A 19805-nucleotide genomic window follows, 5' to 3' on the forward strand; every position below is an offset into this window, starting at 1 on the left:
ATAATAAGGGCATGAGCACATTTGCGCTAAGCAGCTAACTACGTGGGGCTAACTCCAAGGACTGGCTGTCTTCTGCGACGGTCACGTCCACGGTGTCGCCGTCCACGATATCGCCAGCCAGAAGCGCCTTGGCCAGCTTGTCCCCAATAGCCTGCTGGATGAGCCTGCGCAGCGGGCGGGCGCCGTAGGCGGGGTCATACCCGCGCTCAGCCAGCCAGCGCTTGGCATCCGTTGATACCTCCAGGATCAGGCGGCGGCCAACCAAACGCGCCGCGAGGCCACGCAGCTGGATGTCCACGATCCCTTCGAGCTGCGCCTCATTAAGCGAGTCGAAGACCACCACGTCATCAAGGCGGTTGATGAACTCCGGTTTGAAAGCGTGCTTGACGGCCTCCATGACCTGCTCCTTGGTACCGCCGGCCCCCAGGTTGGAGGTCAGGATAACCACGGTGTTGCGGAAGTCCACGGTGCGGCCCTGGCCATCGGTCAAGCGGCCTTCGTCGAGAACCTGCAACAGCACGTCGAAGACGTCCGCGTGGGCCTTTTCCACCTCATCGAACAGCACCAGGGAGTACGGCCGGCGGCGGACGGCCTCGGTCAGCTGGCCGCCGGCGTCATAGCCCACGTACCCCGGAGGGGCACCGACAAGACGCGCCACGGAGTGCTTCTCCCCGTATTCGGACATGTCAATGCGGATCATCGCGGACTCATCATCGAAGAGGAACTCGCTCAAAGCCTTGGCCAACTCCGTTTTACCCACGCCCGTGGGGCCTAGGAAGAGGAAGGAACCTACCGGCCGGTTGGGGTCAGCAACACCTGCGCGGGCGCGGCGGACGGCGTCAGACACAGCCACCACGGCTTCTTCCTGCCCCACCACGCGGGCGCCCAGCAGGGACTCCATGGCCAGCAGTTTCTCCGTTTCGCCCTGCAGCATCTTGCCGGCCGGAATGCCGGTCCACGCGGAGACCACCTCAGCGATGGTATCCGGGCTAACCTCCTCCACCAGCATGGTGTTGACCTGGGCGTTGGCTTTGGCTTCCGCCTCCGCCAGGTCCTTTTCCACCGGCGGGATCTTGCCATAGCGGATTTCGGAGGCCTTAGACAGATCCCCGTCACGCTCCGCGATTTCGGCCTCGCGGCGCAGGCTATCGAGCTGCTCCTTGAGTGCCTGCACGGAATCGATGGCCGATTTCTCGTTGGCCCAGCGGGCCTTGACTTCGCCGAGCTTCTCGCGCTCATCGGCAAGCTCTTGCTGCAGCTTTGCCAACCGGTCCTTGGAGGCGGCGTCCTTTTCTTTCTTCAGAGCCAGCTCCTCGATCTCCATGCGACGGACCACGCGCTCCAACTCATCGATTTCCTGCGGGGAGGAGTCAATTTCCATGCGCAGCCGCGAGCCGGCCTCATCGACCAGGTCAATGGCCTTATCCGGCAGAAAGCGGTTGGTGATATACCGGTTGGACAGCTCCGCGGCCGCCACCAGGGCGGAGTCCTGGATGCGGATCCCGTGGTGGACCTCGTAGCGCTCCTTGAGCCCGCGCAGGATACCAATGGTGTCCTCCACGGAAGGCTCCGCCGCATAAACCTGCTGGAAACGGCGCTCCAGCGCGGCGTCCTTCTCAATGTACTTGCGGTACTCATCCAAGGTGGTGGCACCAACCAGGCGCAGCTCGCCGCGCGCCAGCATGGGTTTAATCATGTTGCCGGCGTCCATGGAGCCCTCGCCCGTGCCGCCAGCACCGACGATGGTGTGCAGCTCATCGATGAAGGTAACAATCTGGCCGTTAGAGCCCTTAATTTCATCAAGCACCGCCTTGAGGCGCTCCTCGAACTCGCCGCGGTACTTCGCGCCGGCAATCATGGAGCCTACGTCCAGGCTGATGAGCGTCTTGCCCTTCAGCGACTCCGGGACATCGCCCGCCACAATACGGCGGGCCAGACCCTCCACGATGGCGGTCTTGCCCACACCGGGCTCACCGATGAGCACCGGGTTGTTCTTGGTACGGCGCGAGAGCACCTGGACCACGCGGCGGATCTCCTGATCGCGGCCAATAACCGGGTCAATCTTTCCCTCCCGCGCACGGGCGGTTAAGTCCGTGGAGTACTTCTCTAGGGCCTGGAACTGGTCCTCCGGGTTCTCGGTGGTCACCTTGGCGGCACCGCGAACGGACTGGAAGGCGCCCTTGATGGCGTCATAAGTAGCGCCGCGAGAGGTCAGCAGCTCCGCCGCGTCCGTCTTGGAGCCGGCGATGGCGGCGAGGAGGACCTCGGTGGAGACGTATTCGTCTCCCAGCTCGCCGGCTAGTTCCTGCGCGCGGGTAAGGACGTTAAGGCCGTCACGGTTAAACTGCGGGTTGCCCATGCCGGAGCCTTCGGCTTTGGGGTAACCGTCCACCAGCTTGGTGGCCTCACCGGCCACGGTCTGCGGATCTACGCCGGTAGCGCGCAGCACGGGCGCTGCAATGCCGTCCTCCTGCTTCAAGATGGCTGCCAGCAAGTGGGCGGGGCGGATATCGGGGTTTCCGTTTGCGGAAGCGGTCTGCAGCGCCTGCTGCAGGGCTTCCTGGGATTTTGTAGTTGGGTTGAAAGCGTTCATAAGGGGTGTAAATCTCCTTGGTTTATGTGAGTTGCTGGGTGCCTATCTGCTTCGTGGCTCCCAGTCTATGTCTGTTACTTCCCACAACGCCACAAAAGTTGAGTCTATTCCACTCAACCCGAAAAAATTTGAGCGCGGTCCACTCAACTTTTTAACCATTGTAGAACGCCCAGTTGGTGCCTATAATCGCACCTATGAAGATCGCACAGATTACCGCACTCCTGCTTCTTGCAATCGGACTTCTTCTGCTCATCTTCATGGGCAACTCCGGCAACCCGTTCCCCCTGACGGGAGCCGTGCCTTACGCGCTTGGCCTACTGCTGACCGCCGGTCTGGGAATCTTAGTCTCACGGAAAGGCAAGCCGCTCACCCGGCTCATCCCCGGAGTAAGCCCAAAGGCTTTGGCCTTTGTTGTTACACTCTGCGGGATCGGTGCCATAGTGACCCTGGTTCTGGATGTGACCCTCCTCGATAACGACAGGTGGGCGGACGTGGTCTTCTACAGCCTCTTTGCCGTCATGATGGTCTCCCACCTGGAGATTATTGTGGCCTCCAGGCGGGAAGAACCGGCCGCTAGTCGGTGAAGAACTCTTCCACGATGACGTCCACTTCAGCCTTCTCCGGCCCCACGTGGCGCACGTTCATTGCCTTGAGATTCTCGGTTAAAAGGCCCGCGTTGAAGGCATCGAGGGAAGCGATAGCTTCCGCCGGTACGCCCTGGGCGTAGAGCGGAACCACATTCTGAGCGGAAATAATGTTCTTTGGGTCTTCCAGGCGAACGGTGGGAAGCTCGTTACCGTCGCGGTCTAGGACCGGGGAGGTGGTGTAGATATTGGCCACGTCAATCTCCCCTTTTGCCAGGGCCGCCACGGTCAGCGGGCCACCAGCGTCGGAGATAGGTTTTACCTCCACGTTGTCAATGCCGTAAACCTCTTTCAGGCCTTTGGGACCGAAGGGGCGGTTGACAATCTCCGGGTTAGCCCCCAGCGTGAAACCGTCGAGCTTGGCCAGGTCCGCGATCGAGGTCACGCCGTTGGCCTTGGAGAATTCCTCGGTAACGTTGAAGGAGTCCTTGGACTCAGCGGCAGACATCTTGCCCACTTTGAGCTTTTCCGGGAGCACGGACTCTAGTGAGGCATAGACCGCGTCAGCATCGGCGCCAGGCTCAAGTTCCGCGCCGTAGTATTGCGCCAGACTGCCGGTGTATTCCGGCATGACGTTAATTTCCCCGGACTCTAGCGCCTCAAGGTAGACCTCGCGGCTGCCGATCCCGCTTTTGACAGTGACATCGAAACCCTCGTCCTCTAGCACCGCGGCCCAAAGTTGGCCCAGGATCTCAGATTCGGGGAAGTTGGCGGTGCCAATGACGATCGACGCGCCGGGAGCTGCGGCGCTAGTGTCAGCGTCGGGAGCGTCCAGCGGGTCCTGGCCGCCGCAGGCGGTAAGGGCGAAAGCTAGGCAAAGAACAGGGGTTAGGCGTTTCATTAGTTGAGTCCTTTCGGGCGCACTAGGCGCTGGATTAAAGCAAAGATGAGATCCACCGTAATAGCTAAAGCGGCAACTAGCACTGCGCCGGCCAGCATTTGGGGGTAGTCACGGATAGCTAAACCATCGATAAGGTAGCGCCCCAAGCCTGAAAGGCCAATGTAGGCCACGATGGTGGTAGTGGCTATGACCTGCACGGTAGCCGACCTGATGCCACCGACAATGGAGGGAGCCCCCAGCGGCAGTTCGACTGCTCTTACAATATGGGATTCACTGAACCCAGAGGCCCGGGCGGAATCAACTACCGATGTCGGAATGGCGACCAATCCAGATACCGTCCCGGCCAAGATGGGCGGGACAGCCAGAATAGCCAACACGATTATTCCCGGAATCAGCGGCAGAGAAAGTCCGAACGAAAGCTGTAGCGTCAGCCACGTGAGCAGCCCTAGCGAAGGGACGGCGCGTAGCGCGCCCGTGGCCGCCAGGACCAGACTGGCAAAGCGCCGCGTGTGGCCCAAATACAACCCCAGGGGCAACGCTAGGACCACGGCGGCAAGTACCGCGAGCGCGGAGTAACCCAGGTGCTCGGCCAGCCGAGGTAGTACCGTTGGCTCATTGGCAATGAAGGTAAACATCTAGACCCTCCTCTGCCAAGGCATGGATACCCAGCCCAGGAGGACCAGTAGAAGGTCAAATATTAGGGCCAAGACCACACATCCAATTAGTCCGTAGGCCACTTGTTCGGGATAGTTGCGCAAAAAGCCCTCTGTAAAAAGGGTGCCCAAAGAGGGCACGCCAATCAGGGCACCGACCGAAATCAACGAAATAGTCGAAGCACTAACCACCCGGAGTCCGGCTATCAAACCCGGCCCAGCTAGGGGGAGCTCCACCTTCCAGAAACGCTGCCAGGCTGAATAGCCCACCGCCGTGGCGGCCGCGCGAATGGGGCCGGAAACAGTGGAAAAGGCGTCAGCGGCAGAGCGCACCTGCAACGCCAGACCAAACAGTGTCATAGCGATAATCACGTTGACTGGAGACAGTAGCGAGGTGCCCAGGACCTTGGGCAAGATGATGAATAAGGCCAGAGAGGGGATGACGTAGAGCAAACTAGTCACTGTTACCAGCACTTCCCGTACCCGGGGATAGTGGGATGCTGCCCAACCCAGAGGCAAGGCCAGTACTGCGGTGATAATCAGTGGAGGCACGGCTAGCAGGGTATGCGCCCATGCTAGCTCCAAAATCTTGTCCATTAGTCCTCCAACAAGGCCACGATATTGCCCTGGGCATCCACTACCAACCGTTTACCGTCCCGCTCAGCAACGCGGACCTTACGGTGCTCCATACCCACGAAGTGCTCAACGATTTCGTTGGCCGGCCTAGTAATAAATTCCTCCGCCGTGCCGTGTTGCTCGATGTGAGCGTGATCAGACAGCAGCACTATCTCATCGCCCAGGTAGAAGGCTTCCTCAATATCGTGAGTCACCATGATGATGGTCTTTGCCATCCGCTCCTGGAGCCCCAGAACCTCTTGTTGAAGCTCCCGGCGAACAACCGGGTCCACGGCACCAAAGGGCTCGTCCATGAGCACGATGTCCGGGTCAGCCACCAGGCCACGCGCTACCCCGACGCGCTGTGCCTGCCCCCCGGAAAGCTCTCCGGGATAGCGCTTGAAGAGCGCCGGGTCAACGTGTACGGTCTCCAGCCACTGCGCCGCACACTCCCTGGCCTCAACCTTGCTCGCGCCGGACAGCCGGGCCACGGCCGCCACGTTCTCCAGGGCTGTTACGTGCGGAAGCAGCCCAGAATTCTGCATGACGTAGCCAATTGAACGCCGCAGCTGCACAGGATTGCGGCCGGCAATGTTTTCACCACCGATGCTCACAGCCCCCGAGGCCGGCTCCACCATCCGGTTTACACAGCGCAAGAGAGTGGTTTTGCCACAGCCTGATGGCCCCACCAAAGCGGTGGTTTTCCCGCGGGCAAAGTGGAAGCTGAAATCCTCCACTGCCGGGGCAGCGGTCCCGGGGTAGGTCACGGTAACGCGGTTGAAATCTATCATCAGCAACCAATCCTACCCAGAAATCCCTCACCTACGCCCACAAAGGGGACCGGTGACTCAGCCGTGGCAACGTGAAAAGCTCACTGCTTGCGAAGAAGCATCACCCTAGAAGGACCTGTCTATCACCACGTCCCCCGAAAATTTTTGGCCGGGCGTTAACTTCTAGCCGCTGGGTATTTTAGCCACACCCGTGGCTCCGGTACCTGGTTGGGTTCCAAACCGGGAAAAGTAGCTAGACTAAACCCATGAAAAATTTGGCCGAGCTGCTGCGCGCAAACGCTGATTCCTACCGCGAGAAAGTCCATCAAGAGTTCTTCCTCGACCACCCGGAAGCCCGCCAAATCTTTTCCTTGTCCATGAAATCCACCCACCTCGAACTCGCCGGCGGGCTGGCGTGGTTCCTCGAACGCTGCGACCACTGGGGAACACCCTCGCCTGCCGCGCTGGAGCGCGTGCGCCGCCTGGGCGTTGACCACCGACGCCACGGCTTCCCCCCAGAAACTTACGCCCAATTTGCCACCTACCTCATCCGGGGCCTGGATCTTTTTGACCTCTCCCCCTCGGACCGGGTTTCGGCGGAAAAGGCGGTAGGGATGGCATCGGCAGCCATGCGCGAGGCCGCAACCGAGGCGGACAAAGCCGGGGTTGCCCCCGCACACCAAGCCCGCGTAATTGAGGTTGACCACCCCAACCGGGAGACCGCCACAATCCGCCTGGAAACCGCCATGCCCCTGGCTTATCACCCCGGTCAGTATTTCTCCGTGACCACCTCCCTCATCCAAGGGCGCTGGGTTCACCTAGCCGCCGCTGCTCCCCCCAACCTGGCCGGCCAACTAGAGTTCCACGTGCAAGCGTCCGCGTCCGGGGAGATGGAAGCCGCCGGCGTGCTCAAACGCGCCAAGCTGGGCGATTCTTGGACCTTCGGCGAACCCCGCGGCACCTTTCCGCGCGCGGCCGCAGACGTATTCCTCTGCTTTGGCACCGGCTGGGCCATGGTGCGCTCGCACCTGGTGGGGCTGGTCGATGCCACCGCGGGCCAACCCAAGTGGACATCGGCAGTGTATGCACACGCCTTAAGCCCCGGGCAGCACTACGACGCCGCCACGCAGGACAACTTGAGCCGGTTGGGGCTTAGCCTGACACGGTTGGTAGGCAGCAACACCGACCCCTGGTTGCTGGGAGCCAAAGGCCAAGCGCCGTCTTGCACGGTCACTGACAACCCCGTGGCCACCGTGATTGAGCGGGAAGGCACCGGAAAAAGGTTTGTCCTGGTAGGCCCCGCCGCGCAGGTGGACAAAGCCGCCGCGCAACTAAAAGCCGCCGGCGCCACGGACGTAGAAACCCACCCGTGGGCAACCGGGCGGGCCTGGAACCACTAACCCCGCTACTTCAACACCGGCAGCTTTGCACGCACCTTATCTACTACCTCCGGGTCAATGTCCGCGTAGATGATGGTGTCCTCATAGCCTGCCTCCGCCAGGCGCTCACCGGTGGGAGAAACCACCACCGAATGACCCACGCCCAGCGGCCCGGAGGTCTCCCCGGCCTTAGCGTTACCGCCCGGGCGGGACTGATCTGCCGCCACGATATAAGCCGTGGAGTCCAGCCCGCGCGCTGTGGACAACAAACGCCATTGCTCCAGCTTGCCCGGACCATCCGCCCAGCTGACCGGCACCGCAATGACTTGCGCCCCGGCGCGGGCCAGATCCCTAAACTGTTCCGGGTAGCGGACGTCGTAGCAAATGGCCACGCCCACGGTCACGCCTTCCACCTCGAAGGTACACAGGGAATCACCTGGTTTGACGGTTTCGGATTCTTGGTAGTCCTCAACGTCGTAGGTGTGGATCTTGTTATATCCCTTATGAACCCCGGCACCGGTAATCAGCGCGGTGTTGTACACCCGGTTGACGTCCCCCACGCTGTCAGCTGGGCGGAACATGCCGGCTACCACCACAACATCGAGCTTTTCCGCGACCTCCCGCAGCCCGGTGGCAAAGGGCCCGTCCAACTCCTGGGCCTGGGTATCTAAGCGCCCGGAGTCGAAGTTCTGGGAGGTGGCCTCGGGCAGAACTATGAGCTTTGCGCCCTCGCCCGCAGCTTTGGTCACGAGCTTAGTTATGGTCGCGAGGTTTTCCTTGATGTCTCCAGTGGAGTTAAATTGCACAGCAGCTATCTTCATAACTGCCCAATGTAGTGGTAAACCGGCCAGTTATCCACAGGTTTTCAGCAGCCCCCTTGCCACTGCCCCTCCAAGAGGGCACTTTAGGGAACATGAAATACCTCCAAATCACCTCATGCAGCCAATCCGTCCGTCTATGCAACCAACTTGCGCGCCTTGAACGCGCTGCTCTGAGCCCTCCCCCGGGGCCTGGTAATCCCAGCGGCGGCGGATATACCGCAGCCGCGTTGCGCGCAGCCACGGAGACCTGGGAACGCGAGCTACAGTCTGCAGACCGCCGTGCGGTAGAGCTAGCGGAGTCCTTCCGGGGGTTCCTGGACCAGGCCGCGCATGCCGATGCCCACCTGCGCCGGAAGTTAGAGGCCGGATGATGGCCGCACACTTTTCCCAGGCAGCAACCACACTTGCGGGCCAGCGGAGCAAGGTCTTGGAATTCCAGCATCAGTCCCTCCAGCTGTGGGAATCCCTGTGGGAGGGCGTCCAGGGCCCCGCGCCTGCGGCCGCCGCGCGTTTTTTCCAGACCCTGGAATCTCAACGGCGCGCACCCGTGGAGCAGATGGCACAGGTAGTGGAAATATTAGAGGAGTATAACCAACGGGCGGAGCGTGCCCGCACCCATGCCTTGCGGGAGAACCGCGAGCTAGTTGAGGAAGCCCTCGACATCCTTTGCGCGCGGGCAATAACCCAAGCGTGCGTGGCCCCATCCCCCGCCCCGGCGCGGGGGCTGAGCTCCATGCAAGGTTTAAGCCTTCCCGCCATCCACGCCCTGAACTTTGCGGAGGCCCCCGCTTATGTACGGGCAATGGTGGAAGAAAACCCGGACATTACCTTGTTGGAAGTGGGCAACGGGACGGTAGCAGCGCTCGTGCCCCCAGACGGGCCGCACGGGCTCGATGAGTTGACTACCCACCCCGCCTCGGTGACCACGTTTGTTCCGGGGGTTTCTTCCACCCTGCCGGAAAATCTAGGGGATCAAATCTCTCACGCCCGCAGCCTGGCCACCGCTACCCGTGGCCCCGCAATAGCGTGGTTGGGCTACGGTGCCCCGCGGACCGTGGTCAACGCGGCACAGAAAAAGTCCGCCGTGCAGGGGGCTCGGCGGTTTGAAGTGTTCCAGCGGGCCGTTGATGCCCGCTGGCCGGATTCCCACAAGGTAGTGGTGGGACATTCCTTTGGATCCGTGGTGGTTGGCGGCGCAAACCTGCGGGATTCGGGTGTGGATGATTTTGTGATCATCGGCAGCCCCGGGGTGCAGCGGGACACCGCCGCTGAACTAGGCGTGCGCACCTGGGCGGCCCGGAGTGATCTCGACCCTATTGGGCTAGTAAGCGGGGTGTACGGAACGGACCCCACCAGCCCCCGGTTCGGCGCCCGCCGGCTAGGCAGCGGGCGCTTTAACCCGGGCGGTCACAGCAGCTATTTCGAGGATCCGGGGTTCCTCAAAGCGCTAGGAGCACTGGTTTAGAAAAATCCCATAGGATTCTCATCGTAAGACACCAGCAGGTTCTTGGTTTCTTGGTAGTGGTCCAGCATCATCAGGTGGTTCTCGCGGCCAATGCCGGATTCCTTGTAGCCGCCGAACGCCGCGTGCGCTGGGTAGTTGTGGTACTGGTTGACCCACACGCGGCCGGCCTGGATTTCGCGACCGGCGCGGTAGCAGATGTTCTGCTGGCGCGACCACACGCCGGCACCCAGGCCAAAGTTGGTGTCATTGGCAATCTTGATGGCCTCATCGAAGTCTTTGAAGGTGGCCACGGATAGCACGGGGCCAAAGATTTCCTCGCGGAAGATGCGCATGTCATTGGTGCCCTTAAACACGGTGGGCTCAATGTAGTAGCCGTTTTCCAGGCCGTCGATCTTGTTGATGTTGCCACCGGTGAGCACCTCCGCGCCCTCCTTCGGGCCAATCTCCAGGTACTCGGTGATCTTGTCCATCTGCTCCTGGGATGCCTGCGCGCCCATCATGGTATCCGTATCCAGCGGGTGACCAATCTTAATGGCCTTCACGCGCTCAATGGCACGCTCAACGAATTTATCCGCAATGTCCTCGTGCACCAGCGCGCGTGAAGGACAAGTGCAGACCTCGCCCTGGTTAAGGGCGAACATTACAAAGCCTTCCACGCACTTGTCCAGGTAAGCGTCATCTTCATCCATGATGTCTTTGAAGAAGATGGACGGGGACTTGCCGCCCAGCTCCAGGGTGACCGGAATGAGCTTGTCAGAGGCGGCTTTGTTGATCATCTTGCCCACGGGGGTGGAGCCGGTGAAGGCAATCTTGGTGATTCGGTCGGAGCCGGACAGTGCCGCACCGGCTTCTTCACCCACACCGTTGACAATATTGACTACGCCGGCGGGCAACAGGTCTTCAATCAGTTCCATGACGTAGAGGATGGAGGCCGGGGTCTGCTCAGCAGGCTTTAGAACCACGCAGTTGCCGGCGGCAAGTGCCGGGGCCAGCTTCCAGGCGGCCATCAAAATGGGGAAGTTCCAGGGGATGATTTGGCCCACCACGCCCAGGGGCTCGTGGAAGTGATAAGCCACGGTGTTGTCATCGATTTGGGACAGGCGGCCCTCTTGGGCGCGGATGGCGCCGGCAAAGTAGCGGAAGTGATCCACGGTCAGCGGGATGTCAGCGGCCAGAGTCTCACGGACTGCCTTGCCGTTTTCCCAGGTTTCCGCGACGGCAATCTTTTCCAGGTTCTCTTCAATGCGGTCAGCAATCTTGTTGAGAATGTTGGCGCGTTCCGTGGCGGAGGTCTTGCCCCACGTCTTAAATGCCTCCTCAGCGGCGTCGATGGCCGCGTTGATGTCAGCTTCTTTGCCGCGGGCTACCTCACAAAAGACCTCCCCGTTGACGGGGCTGATGTTTTCCAGGTACTCCCCATCTTTTGGGGCTACCCACTGGCCACCAATGTAGTTGTCGTAGCGCTTGCGGAATTCAACAATCGCGCCTTCGGTTCCGGGATCTGCGTAACGGGTCATAAAACTCATCCTTCCTATGGGGCGTAGGCCACGAAGATAAAAGTTAGTGACTTACGCCATATTACAATGGTTGGCCCCACGATAGTTTTGTACAGAGAGATACGCCAGGATTTTTCTGAACCCACCCCCGTTAAGGGGAAATCACGGCCCCTACCGCCAGTCCCATAAACAGGGCGGCCACAAAGGTCAAAGGAGCGAAACGCGCCACAAAGCGCCGGCCCCAAGCCCCGTATTGCATGGCCATGAGCTTGATGTCCACCATGGGACCTACCACCAGGAACACCAGCTGCGCGGCCGGGCTTATCTGAGTGAATGACGCCGCGATGAAGGCATCAGCTTCTGAACACAGGCTCAGCGCCACGGCAAGTAAGGCCATCACCACGCACGACACTAGGGGGTAGGCCCCAATGGTCTCAAACCACTGACCGGGCACCGTAACTTTAATTAGCGCCGCGACCATAGCCCCCAGGGTCAGGAAACCCCCGGCGCTGGTGAGGTCGTGCAGTGCCGCTGCGCGGAAGGCCTCCCAGGTGCTGGCCCCGGCTTGGCCGTGGCTGTGGCCCTGACTGTGGCTGTGGCCGAACCTGGCCAGCGCCCCCACCATGGGAACCCGGTGGCCAACAAGCACCCACGCCCAACCCACGGCGATGGCCGCGAATAACGACGCCACTACCCGTGCGGCTGCCATGTTTGGGTGGCCCTGGAAGGCCACCACAGTGGAAACAATCACCACGGGGTTGATAGCTGGGGAGGCCAGCAAGAAGGTCAGCGCTGCGGCCTCCGGGACCTTGCGCCGGATAAGCGACTGCGCTACTGGTACGGAGGCGCACTCGCAGCCGGGCAACAAAAAGCCCGCCGATGCCGCCGCCGGGACCGCCAAGAAATCGTTGCGCGGAGTAATCCGGCGCAGCAGCCCCTGTGACACGAAGGCGGAGATAGCCCCGGAAACCAGCACGCCGAAGACCAGGAAAGGTACCGCCTGCATAACGATAGCAACGGTGATGGACGCCCAGGCCTCGAACAGGCCCTCTAGCTGCAGCGGGGGTCCCCAGGTAAGGCTGAATGCCATCCCGGCCAGGCTGAACGCTATGACGATTAAGGGTCCGCGGTAGGCATTCATAGGTAGGGCACCTCCGGAGCCGGAATTGGCTCTACCTGGCTTACCGCGATGGTGGGTAGGTCCGGATCCGTGGTGGTGTCCACGGTGCCCGTGATTGTCACCCAGGAATCCGCCCCCGGGTTGGGCGCACCGCTTATGCGCACGCCGTAAGCTATCGCGTCAGCCGCGCAGCAAAAGATCTTGAACCGCGACAGCATCCAGCCGCCCCCGGTGGGCACTGCAAAGCCGGTTACGCGGACGGGTTTTCCTTCAATCCGGGCCTTGTCATCATAGGCAAAGCGGTTGAAGAGCTCCTCCACCGTAAGGTCATTGGGCGTGGTGGCAGACAGGTCCTTATAGGCCAGCAAAGACCTTGATATTGGCTTGACGTTGGTGGCCTTTTTCAGCTCACCGCCGCCCACTGCGGTTGAGGTGACCATGGCGCTGCCCAGCGGGTCCGGGCGGGCCAGGATGGCCAGAATCACTGGTACCAGCAACATGCCGGTCATCGGGTGCAGCGGGTCCTTGCCGCCAGTTGCACTCTTGGCGACGCGAAGGCTCCATACCCCCAGGCCAGTCAACAAGACCCCGGTAATGAGAATAAAGGGGCGGAACCATTCCCGTAGGTAGTTGTTGCTCACTCCGCTTAAGGCCACGCCGCAGAGCAAGATGCCAAATACTGTGACCACGGTTGCTGCCATGGCTGCCTGTTGCTGGCTGGCGTCTTGTTCCACTCACGGCTCCTTCATGTGGCTTCCTACCAGCAAAATCTACCACGCCTATAAGCGTAAAAAGTCTCACCCGAGCACTACGGGTGAGACTTCCAGACTGCGCGGTGGCTAGGTGCGACCGCGTTTGCTGCGGGGTTTCCACATCACCAGCGAGGTTGACCGTGGAACGTGGACCAGCTCGCCGCCCCGGGAGCGCCCGCGCTGGGCGCGCAACTCACGGAGTTCTTCAAGCAAGGCATCCCGCTCTTCTTCGAGCTGATCCCGCTGCTCGGTGAGCTCGATGATGGCTTTGATGCCCGCCAGGTTCACGCCTTCTTCGTGGGAAAGCGCCTGAATCTTGCGCAAGGTGGCTATGTCCCTGTCGGTGTACCGGCGGCCACCCCCACTGGTTCGGGCGGGGATGACCAGGCCCATGCGGTCATAGGTGCGCAGCGTCTGGGCGTGCATTCCGGATAGTTCGGCTGCCACCGATATCACGTACATCTTCTGCTCGCTCATCACTTCACACCTCCTCTACGCCTGGCCGTCCCAGTTAGCCCGGGGGTTGAAACCGGATTCCTTCTCCGCTTGGGCGTACGCCCGCAGCGCACTGGTAGCGGAAGCATCCAGCGTGGACGGAACCTGGACTTCCACCGTCACCAGCAGATCACCGGCCTTTCCGCCACGCCTTTCAATACCTCTGCCGCGCACGCGCAGCGTACGGCCGTCAGGGGTACCGGCGGCAATTTTGAGACGAACCGGCTTGTCTAGCGTTGGCACCGTAATCGTGTCCCCCAGTGCCAGCTCCGCGAAAGAAACAGGGACACTCACGTGGAGGTCATCACCGTCACGTGTGAACACCTTGTCTGGCTTCACGCTGACGGAGACAAAAAGGTCACCAGCCGGGGTACCGTTGGGGCCGGCTTCACCTTGGCCCGCTAGGCGTACCTTCTGGCCGTCAATAACACCGGCCGGGATGCGAACCGTGATGGAACGGCTGCGCTTAACAGTCCCGGTTCCGGAGCAATCCGGGCACGGATCCGCAATCGTCTGGCCGTTGCCCCCGCAGTGAGTACACGGCGCGGAGAACCCGAAGGCACCCCGGTTTTCGGAAGTAAAGCCCGAACCCTGGCAGTGCTGACAGCTAGTGGTCTTGCCCGACTTAGCACCGGAGCCGTGGCAGGTGGTACACGGAGCGTTGCCAGTCAGCTGCAGCGGAAGGGTAGTTCCCGTGGCCGCCTCGCGGAATTCGAGGGTGACCCGGGTTTCTACATCCGCCCCCCGCGACGGCCTAGCTGATGGGCCAGGACCACCGCCGCGGTTGAAAACGCTACCGAAGATATCCCCAAAACCGCCGCCAGCAGACGCTGCTCCGCCTTGTCCGAAGATGTCGGAGAAGTCTGAGAAGTCCGAGGCCCCGAACCCTTGCGCGCCCTGCGACCGAAACCCGCCGGGAAATCCGGCGCCTCCTGCCCCAAAGCCACCGCGGGAAACCATGGCTTTGAACTGGTCATACTCCTTACGGTCAGCAGCGTCACCAATAACGTCATAGGCTTCGCCAATTTTCTTGAAGCGCTCGAGCTTTTCCGGCTCATCCGGGTGGGTATCCGGATGGTTTTCACGCGCCAGTTTGCGGTAAGCCTTCTTGATTTCTTCCTGGCTTGCGGATGAGGAGACCCCCAGATCCGCGTAATAATCTTTTTCAGCCCATTCAGGTTTTGCACTCATCTGGGCATCTCCTCCTTTCAAAGCGGAGATAGTTTAAGCGCCGGGGCTTTAAAAAGTTTTTGCACCCGGCGCCTAAGTGGATAGTTATTCTGATTCGCGACCAGCGATGATGACCATGGCGGTGCGCACTAGGCGGTCACCCACGCGGTAACCGCGGCGCAAGACCGTGCCTACCACCTGATCTTCACCATCGGACAGATCTTGAACTGCTTCGTGGATTTCTGGGTCAAAGTCATCACCCTCAGCGGCAAAGGCTTCGAGCTTCTGCGACTTCACCGTTGCCAGGAGCTTGTCAGCGAATGCCTTGAGTGGCCCTTCCTCCAAATCCCCGTGCTGGCGGGCCAGCTCCAGGTCATCCAGCAAAGGCAGGAACTGGGAGAGAACCTGGGCCTTGGTGCTGGTGACGGCGGCATCACGCTCACGCTGAGTGCGCCGGCGGTAGTTGGTGTACTCCGCAGTTAGGCGCTGGAGGTCTTCCGTGCGCTCGGCCAACTGATCCTCAACGGAAGGCTCGGTTGGCTCGGTTGGCTCAGCGTCAGCTTCTGCACCGGACTCAACGTCCACATCAGCCACATCAGCTAGGGCTTGTTCCAGATCCGCCTCGAGGGAGGGGTCTATCTCCGGCTCCTCATCAGCTTCCGCGGCACGCTCTGCAGCCGCCTCCGCTTCATTCGGAGTCATGGACTCGTGGTCGGTATTTTCCGGATTTCCCGGGTCATTTGGCATAGTCATACGGTCTACTTGCTTTCCTTATCAGCGTTGTCAGAATCAGCAGCGTTGTCCGCGTCCTCATCAACAACCTCAGCGTCTACTACGTTGGGGTCGCTGGACTGCGCACCCGCCGCGGCATCGGCAGCACCGGCTTCAGCAGCCTGAGCTTCGTAGATCTGCTTGCCCATCTCCTGGGACTCCGTGTTGAGCTTCTCCACTGCGGCCTTGATGGCCTCAATGTCCTCACCCTTCAGAGCCTCATCAACGGCATCGGCGGCCTCGGTGACCTTGGTCTTGACGTCCTCAGAGACCTTGTCAGAGTTCTCATCCAAGAACTTGCGGGTCTGGTAAGCAGCGGACTCTGCCTGGTTGCGGGTCTCCTGCTCCTCGCGGCGCTTCTTGTCCTCTTCGGCGTGGGCCTCTGCGTCCTTGACCATCCGGTCAATTTCTTCCTGAGACAGGCCGGAACCATCCTGAATCTTGATGGTGTTTTCCTTGCCAGTGCCCTTGTCCTTAGCGGAGACGGAAACAATGCCGTTGGCGTCGATGTCGAAGGTAACCTCAATCTGCGGCACGCCACGTGGAGCCGGCGCAATGCCGCCCAACTCGAAGGAACCCAGCAGCTTGTTAGCCGAGGCAATCTCACGCTCACCCTGGAAGACCTGGATCTGCACGGAAGGCTGGTTATCTTCAGCCGTGGTGAAGGTCTCAGACTTCTTGGTAGGGATAGTGGTGTTGCGCTCGATGAGCTTGGTCATCACGCCACCCTTGGTCTCAATGCCTAGGGAAAGCGGGGTGACGTCTAGAAGCAGCACGTCTTTGACCTCGCCGCGCAGAACGCCAGCCTGCAGGGCAGCGCCCACGGCAACCACCTCATCAGGGTTAACGCCCTTGTTTGGCTCCCGGCCGGTGAGTTCCTTGACCAGCTCAGACACGGCTGGCATACGGGTGGAGCCGCCAACTAGGACCACGTGGTCAATGGAGGACAGGGAAACTTCCGCGTCCTTAATAACCTGGTTAAACGGTGCCTTGGTGCGGTCCAGAAGGTCCTGGGTAATGCGCTGGAACTCGGTGCGGGACAGGGTTTCATCCAAGAACAGTGGGTTCTTGTCAGCGTCAACCGTGATGTACGGCAGGTTGATGTTTGCGGACTGGGAGGAAGACAGCTCAATCTTGGCCTTCTCCGCAGCCTCGCGCAGACGCTGCAGGGCCATCTTGTCCTTGGTCAAGTCAATGCCGTGTGCGGACTTGAACTTGTCCACCAGCCAGTCAACAATGCGCTGGTCCCAGTCATCTCCACCCAGGGAGTTGTCACCGGCGGTGGCCATAACCTCAACCACGCCGTCACCGATCTCTAGGAGGGAGACGTCAAAGGTGCCGCCGCCCAGGTCGAAGACCAGGATGGTCTGCTCTTGCTCGCCCTTTTCTAGGCCGTATGCCAGCGCAGCCGCAGTTGGCTCGTTAACAATACGCAGGACGTTGAGGCCGGCAATCTGACCGGCTTCCTTGGTTGCCTGACGCTGGGAGTCCTCGAAGTAAGCGGGGACGGTGATAACTGCGTCGGTTACTTCCTCACCCAGGTAGGACTCTGCGTCGCGCTTGAGCTTCATCAGCGTGCGCGCGGAGATTTCCTGCGGGGTGTAGTTCTTGTCATCAATTGCAACGGTCCAGTCAGTGCCAACGTGGCGCTTGACGGAGCGGATGGTGCGGTCAACGTTGGTGACAGCCTGGTTCTTAGCCGACTGGCCAACGAGGATTTCGCCGTTCTTTGCGAAAGCAACGACGGAAGGGGTGGTGCGTGCACCCTCGGAGTTAGCGATTACTACTGGCTCTCCACCTTCCAGTACGGAAACTACTGAGTTGGTGGTACCGAGGTCAATGCCTACTGCGCGTCCCATGGTGATAATTCTCCTTGTGTCTAGGGGTTTTACTTTAAGTTGATTGTACTTGGCTCAACTTTCGTTGAGCTCGACAGCCACTCTAGCAGATTCCGTCAAGTCTTGACCAGAACCTTGAGTGGATGTCACTCAACCTATACAACGGGAGCTACGTCAAAGTTGTTCCCGCTTCGCTCAACTTTTTTCAAAAGTCCACTTAATCCCTCACGGAAATGCTGTTAGGAGACTAGATCTCCAGATCCGACACCCGACCTCAGTCGGGACGTGGAAGAGTGTTAAAGATTTGGTAACAAACCAGCATGCCCGGCTGTCTCCCCTTCGGCAGGCAGCACACAGACGCCTCCTACACTCCAAATTTTCGGGCGGATGCACGGTCAGTAATTCGAGGGTTCCGTGCAGTACACCGTTAATCAGCTAATCCCCCGAAGCATAGAGCGCATAATGCGGTTCATTTATTCGAGAGAAATCCCCTCGACGAAGGCCCTCTACGATATCTTCGAATTTTCCGGCTAGCTCGAGAATAGTCATATGAGGTGCACGACCTGCCCGATCTTTATCCATAGCCTGATAACACGTATCTAAGAATTCCCGCATGGCTTTGGACAACGTCCGATATTTCAAGCTTTCAGGTACTTCAGAGTGTGCGGTTTGATTTCGTACGTATCGCATTCGCTGTAAAGCGACGTCAGCTTCCCGCTCGACCCTCCTTAAGTACTCCGCCATCGCCGCTGCATTCCTCCGCAGCTTTACAACCTGGTCAATCCTGAGACTGGTCACCAAATCGACCTTCTCGAGAATCTCGTTAAACTGCTTCCGAACCAAATCAGCTTCCTGCGCCGAAAGACCTTTATCGCGGGAGAGCCGGACCATACCTGCACCCGCCGAATCATTCCCAGCGGCCAGGAGAGAGAATAGATTCTTCTGGTCTATGTACCTGGAGGTTCGAGGACCTTTACGCAGTTGCAAAACTTCTTTAAGGGGGCTCGGTAAATCCGACACGGGTGTCGATCCTGTGATCGAAAAGGCGACGTCATTGGCTAGATGCTGCAAGGAACTTAGCGCAATAATCTTCGGGACATACGTCGCGACGAATGCTTGGGCGGAGAGGTTTCGATTTCGAGAATCCTTCACTTCATTGCCTCGACCCAGGTACTCAAGAGCTGACCAACCGAAAAAGATTGCCATCGCTCCCGCGCGTTCAGTAGAAGCTCTCGACGCAAGGCGAAGAGAACGCTGAACGCTAGGAGAATCATGCTCCCTCATGGCCCTCGTATTTTTAGTCCCCTCAATTGAATCCGAGAGATAGCAAGTCCGTTTTTCGCCATGTTTGAGAACTAAAACTTTTCTCTTTACTCCGAAATCTCCGATACGATGCTCAGCGTTAATACGGTCCATCAGGGTCTCAGCTTTGTCGAGGGCAATATGCCGAGCCTGAATAGGATCCCATGCGCGAACATCCCAGACGAATACCTGGGCATGGACGAAATGGTCACAGCTAGGTTCCGCACTTTCTACCTTCCAGTGCTCCATACAGAAGTTGTAAAGGTCAGATTCCGCATGTGAGCCAGGGCTAAAGGAATTTCTCTTCCCATTTCTTTTCTTTCCACCTACTCGCCCCATCCACCTCACAGGGCCGGGGAACGTCAATGCTCGCCCTTGCAAATCCTTCAAAGGTTCACGGTAATCAACGGCCCCCGTGATGACCGTCGCAACGGAATATTGTGCAGGTTCCCGAGTTAGCAACTGATAGACACGCTCGCACAGTTCTTCGTCTGTTCGGTCTCTTTCAGCTTCGAAAATTGCAGCGATATCTTCTGCCAGTACTTCAACCACCCGACCACAATAGCTAAGGAAATTGGAGATCTCAGGCACTATTTTCCCGATCTTCTCTACACTCCTCTCTGGCAGCACTTGAGGCCGTAGTGCTGCCCGCGCACGCTGGCATAACGATTCAAAGTAGAAGGCTTTTAACTCTTTGAGGGCCTCTCGTAAAACAACCTCCACCGAAGATACGTTGTCGGACACAAACCCCTTTCGCCTGCGCCCGGACGCTGATTCAAACCCTTCAGAGAATTTCTCAACCGAGTTCTTCAAGCTTCGACAGTTAGGAAGTTGCAGAATTCGAAGACTCAGAACAGATGACGAGAACGAGAAAAGGATCCGATTAAACACGTAGGGCAGCGAATTCCAAGTCTGCTCTGGCTCTGTTTTGTAGGCATTTAAAGCTTCTACTGCCTCTTCGAGGGCTTCAACTGGGGTCAAGATCCAATTCGAAGATGTTTCAAAATACGTCTCTCTAGCCACGCTCCGGCGCAGAATTTCCTCGAATAGTTCTATCGGTCTCGATCCGTTGGCCACAGC

18 protein-coding genes are annotated in these 19805 nt (G+C 59.5%); 4 read left to right on the forward strand and 14 right to left on the reverse strand.

Translation table 11 applies throughout. The features are described 5' to 3' along the window. Positions 1 to 34: 34 nt before the first annotated feature. Positions 35 to 2593: an ATP-dependent chaperone ClpB gene (clpB, locus tag F4V58_RS10500; protein ID WP_075735801.1), complete on the reverse strand. Its 2559-nt coding sequence runs from the start codon at positions 2591 to 2593 to the stop codon at positions 35 to 37. A 194-nt stretch (positions 2594 to 2787) separates the two neighbouring features. Between clpB and F4V58_RS10505 the strand changes: the two genes are divergently transcribed. After that, a complete protein-coding gene (locus F4V58_RS10505) occupies positions 2788 to 3177 on the forward strand; it encodes a hypothetical protein (protein ID WP_075735803.1) in 390 nt (129 codons plus the stop codon). Here the strand turns inward: F4V58_RS10505 and F4V58_RS10510 are convergent. The 4 genes from F4V58_RS10510 to F4V58_RS10525 are packed head-to-tail and all read right to left on the reverse strand — an operon-like array spanning position 3167 to position 6137. Continuing rightward, on the reverse strand, positions 3167 to 4078 hold the full coding sequence (locus F4V58_RS10510) for an ABC transporter substrate-binding protein (protein ID WP_075735805.1): 912 nt from the start codon (positions 4076 to 4078) through the stop codon (positions 3167 to 3169). The two genes, F4V58_RS10505 and F4V58_RS10510, sit on opposite strands and share 11 nt — an antisense overlap. Beyond that, positions 4078 to 4713 (reverse strand): ABC transporter permease, encoded by a 636-nt coding sequence (locus tag F4V58_RS10515; RefSeq protein ID WP_075735807.1) that lies wholly within the window; start codon positions 4711 to 4713, stop codon positions 4078 to 4080. Before F4V58_RS10515 ends, F4V58_RS10510 begins: the two co-directional genes overlap by 1 nt. Next, positions 4714 to 5328 carry an ABC transporter permease gene (locus F4V58_RS10520; protein ID WP_075735809.1) on the reverse strand — a complete coding sequence of 205 codons (615 nt, stop codon included), beginning with the start codon at positions 5326 to 5328 and terminating at the stop codon, positions 4714 to 4716. Further along, positions 5328 to 6137 (reverse strand): ATP-binding cassette domain-containing protein, encoded by an 810-nt coding sequence (locus F4V58_RS10525; protein WP_075735811.1) that lies wholly within the window; start codon positions 6135 to 6137, stop codon positions 5328 to 5330. Before F4V58_RS10525 ends, F4V58_RS10520 begins: the two co-directional genes overlap by 1 nt. A 245-nt stretch (positions 6138 to 6382) precedes the next feature. On the opposite strand from F4V58_RS10525, the gene F4V58_RS10530 reads away from it, so the two are divergent. Then, a complete protein-coding gene (locus tag F4V58_RS10530) occupies positions 6383 to 7516 on the forward strand; it encodes an FAD-binding oxidoreductase (protein ID WP_075735813.1) in 1134 nt (377 codons plus the stop codon). A 5-nt stretch (positions 7517 to 7521) separates the two neighbouring features. Here F4V58_RS10530 and F4V58_RS10535 read toward each other — a convergent pair whose 3' ends face one another. After that, complete coding sequence (locus F4V58_RS10535; RefSeq protein ID WP_075735815.1) at positions 7522 to 8316, reverse strand: carbon-nitrogen hydrolase family protein; 795 nt, start codon at positions 8314 to 8316, stop codon at positions 7522 to 7524. 92 nt (positions 8317 to 8408) lie between these two features. Here F4V58_RS10535 and F4V58_RS10540 point away from each other — a divergent pair, with 92 nt between their 5' ends. Beyond that, on the forward strand, positions 8409 to 8687 hold the full coding sequence (locus F4V58_RS10540) for a hypothetical protein (RefSeq protein WP_075735817.1): 279 nt from the start codon (positions 8409 to 8411) through the stop codon (positions 8685 to 8687). Continuing rightward, positions 8687 to 9781 carry an alpha/beta hydrolase gene (locus F4V58_RS10545; RefSeq protein WP_170252488.1) on the forward strand — a complete coding sequence of 365 codons (1095 nt, stop codon included), beginning with the start codon at positions 8687 to 8689 and terminating at the stop codon, positions 9779 to 9781. The genes F4V58_RS10540 and F4V58_RS10545 overlap by 1 nt, the downstream gene beginning before the upstream one ends. Here F4V58_RS10545 and exaC read toward each other — a convergent pair. From exaC to F4V58_RS10585, 8 genes are all read right to left on the reverse strand, one after another. Next, positions 9778 to 11298, reverse strand: a complete 1521-nt coding sequence (exaC, locus tag F4V58_RS10550) for an acetaldehyde dehydrogenase ExaC (protein WP_075735821.1) — start codon at positions 11296 to 11298, stop codon at positions 9778 to 9780. The genes F4V58_RS10545 and exaC overlap by 4 nt on opposite strands. Before the next feature lie 130 nt (positions 11299 to 11428). Then, positions 11429 to 12418, reverse strand: a complete 990-nt coding sequence (locus F4V58_RS10555; RefSeq protein WP_075735823.1) for a permease — start codon at positions 12416 to 12418, stop codon at positions 11429 to 11431. Then, the gene (locus tag F4V58_RS10560) at positions 12415 to 13131 is read right to left on the reverse strand and encodes a TIGR03943 family putative permease subunit (RefSeq protein ID WP_084559770.1); all 717 of its coding nucleotides are present in this window, start codon (positions 13129 to 13131) and stop codon (positions 12415 to 12417) included. The genes F4V58_RS10555 and F4V58_RS10560 overlap by 4 nt, the downstream gene beginning before the upstream one ends. A gap of 105 nt (positions 13132 to 13236) precedes the next feature. Continuing rightward, positions 13237 to 13626 carry a heat shock protein transcriptional repressor HspR gene (locus F4V58_RS10565; RefSeq protein WP_075735825.1) on the reverse strand — a complete coding sequence of 130 codons (390 nt, stop codon included), beginning with the start codon at positions 13624 to 13626 and terminating at the stop codon, positions 13237 to 13239. A 15-nt stretch (positions 13627 to 13641) separates the two neighbouring features. Next, on the reverse strand, positions 13642 to 14835 hold the full coding sequence (gene dnaJ, locus F4V58_RS10570) for a molecular chaperone DnaJ (RefSeq protein WP_075735827.1): 1194 nt from the start codon (positions 14833 to 14835) through the stop codon (positions 13642 to 13644). Between the two features lie 84 nt (positions 14836 to 14919). Beyond that, a complete protein-coding gene (grpE, locus tag F4V58_RS10575; protein WP_425429763.1) occupies positions 14920 to 15561 on the reverse strand; it encodes a nucleotide exchange factor GrpE in 642 nt (213 codons plus the stop codon). Between the two features lie 11 nt (positions 15562 to 15572). Continuing rightward, positions 15573 to 17444, reverse strand: a complete 1872-nt coding sequence (gene dnaK, locus F4V58_RS10580) for a molecular chaperone DnaK (RefSeq protein WP_075735831.1) — start codon at positions 17442 to 17444, stop codon at positions 15573 to 15575. A gap of 414 nt (positions 17445 to 17858) precedes the next feature. Then, the gene (locus F4V58_RS10585; RefSeq protein ID WP_150385794.1) at positions 17859 to 19706 is read right to left on the reverse strand and encodes a hypothetical protein; all 1848 of its coding nucleotides are present in this window, start codon (positions 19704 to 19706) and stop codon (positions 17859 to 17861) included. Between the last annotated feature and the right edge of the window lie 99 nt (positions 19707 to 19805).

The sequence above is a fragment of the Corynebacterium phocae genome (assembly GCF_008693075.1).
Lineage (GTDB): Bacteria > Actinomycetota > Actinomycetes > Mycobacteriales > Mycobacteriaceae > Corynebacterium > Corynebacterium phocae.

Excerpts from the sequence above, each read along its gene's own strand:
- exaC (WP_075735821.1), bottom strand. The coding sequence starts at position 11,298 with ATGACCCGTTACGCAGATCCCGGAACCGAAGGCGCGATTGTTGAATTC.
- F4V58_RS10515 (WP_075735807.1), bottom strand. The coding sequence starts at position 4,713 with ATGTTTACCTTCATTGCCAATGAGCCAACGGTACTACCTCGGCTGGCC.
- F4V58_RS10525 (WP_075735811.1), bottom strand. The coding sequence starts at position 6,137 with ATGATAGATTTCAACCGCGTTACCGTGACCTACCCCGGGACCGCTGCC.
- dnaK (WP_075735831.1), bottom strand. The coding sequence starts at position 17,444 with ATGGGACGCGCAGTAGGCATTGACCTCGGTACCACCAACTCAGTAGTT.
- dnaJ (WP_075735827.1), bottom strand. The coding sequence starts at position 14,835 with ATGAGTGCAAAACCTGAATGGGCTGAAAAAGATTATTACGCGGATCTG.
- F4V58_RS10540 (WP_075735817.1), top strand. The coding sequence starts at position 8,409 with ATGAAATACCTCCAAATCACCTCATGCAGCCAATCCGTCCGTCTATGC.
- F4V58_RS10545 (WP_170252488.1), top strand. The coding sequence starts at position 8,687 with ATGGCCGCACACTTTTCCCAGGCAGCAACCACACTTGCGGGCCAGCGG.
- F4V58_RS10505 (WP_075735803.1), top strand. The coding sequence starts at position 2,788 with ATGAAGATCGCACAGATTACCGCACTCCTGCTTCTTGCAATCGGACTT.
- grpE (WP_425429763.1), bottom strand. The coding sequence starts at position 15,561 with ATGCCAAATGACCCGGGAAATCCGGAAAATACCGACCACGAGTCCATG.
- F4V58_RS10535 (WP_075735815.1), bottom strand. The coding sequence starts at position 8,316 with ATGAAGATAGCTGCTGTGCAATTTAACTCCACTGGAGACATCAAGGAA.
- F4V58_RS10530 (WP_075735813.1), top strand. The coding sequence starts at position 6,383 with ATGAAAAATTTGGCCGAGCTGCTGCGCGCAAACGCTGATTCCTACCGC.
- clpB (WP_075735801.1), bottom strand. The coding sequence starts at position 2,593 with ATGAACGCTTTCAACCCAACTACAAAATCCCAGGAAGCCCTGCAGCAG.
- F4V58_RS10520 (WP_075735809.1), bottom strand. The coding sequence starts at position 5,328 with ATGGACAAGATTTTGGAGCTAGCATGGGCGCATACCCTGCTAGCCGTG.
- F4V58_RS10510 (WP_075735805.1), bottom strand. The coding sequence starts at position 4,078 with ATGAAACGCCTAACCCCTGTTCTTTGCCTAGCTTTCGCCCTTACCGCC.
- F4V58_RS10565 (WP_075735825.1), bottom strand. The coding sequence starts at position 13,626 with ATGAGCGAGCAGAAGATGTACGTGATATCGGTGGCAGCCGAACTATCC.
- F4V58_RS10555 (WP_075735823.1), bottom strand. The coding sequence starts at position 12,418 with ATGAATGCCTACCGCGGACCCTTAATCGTCATAGCGTTCAGCCTGGCC.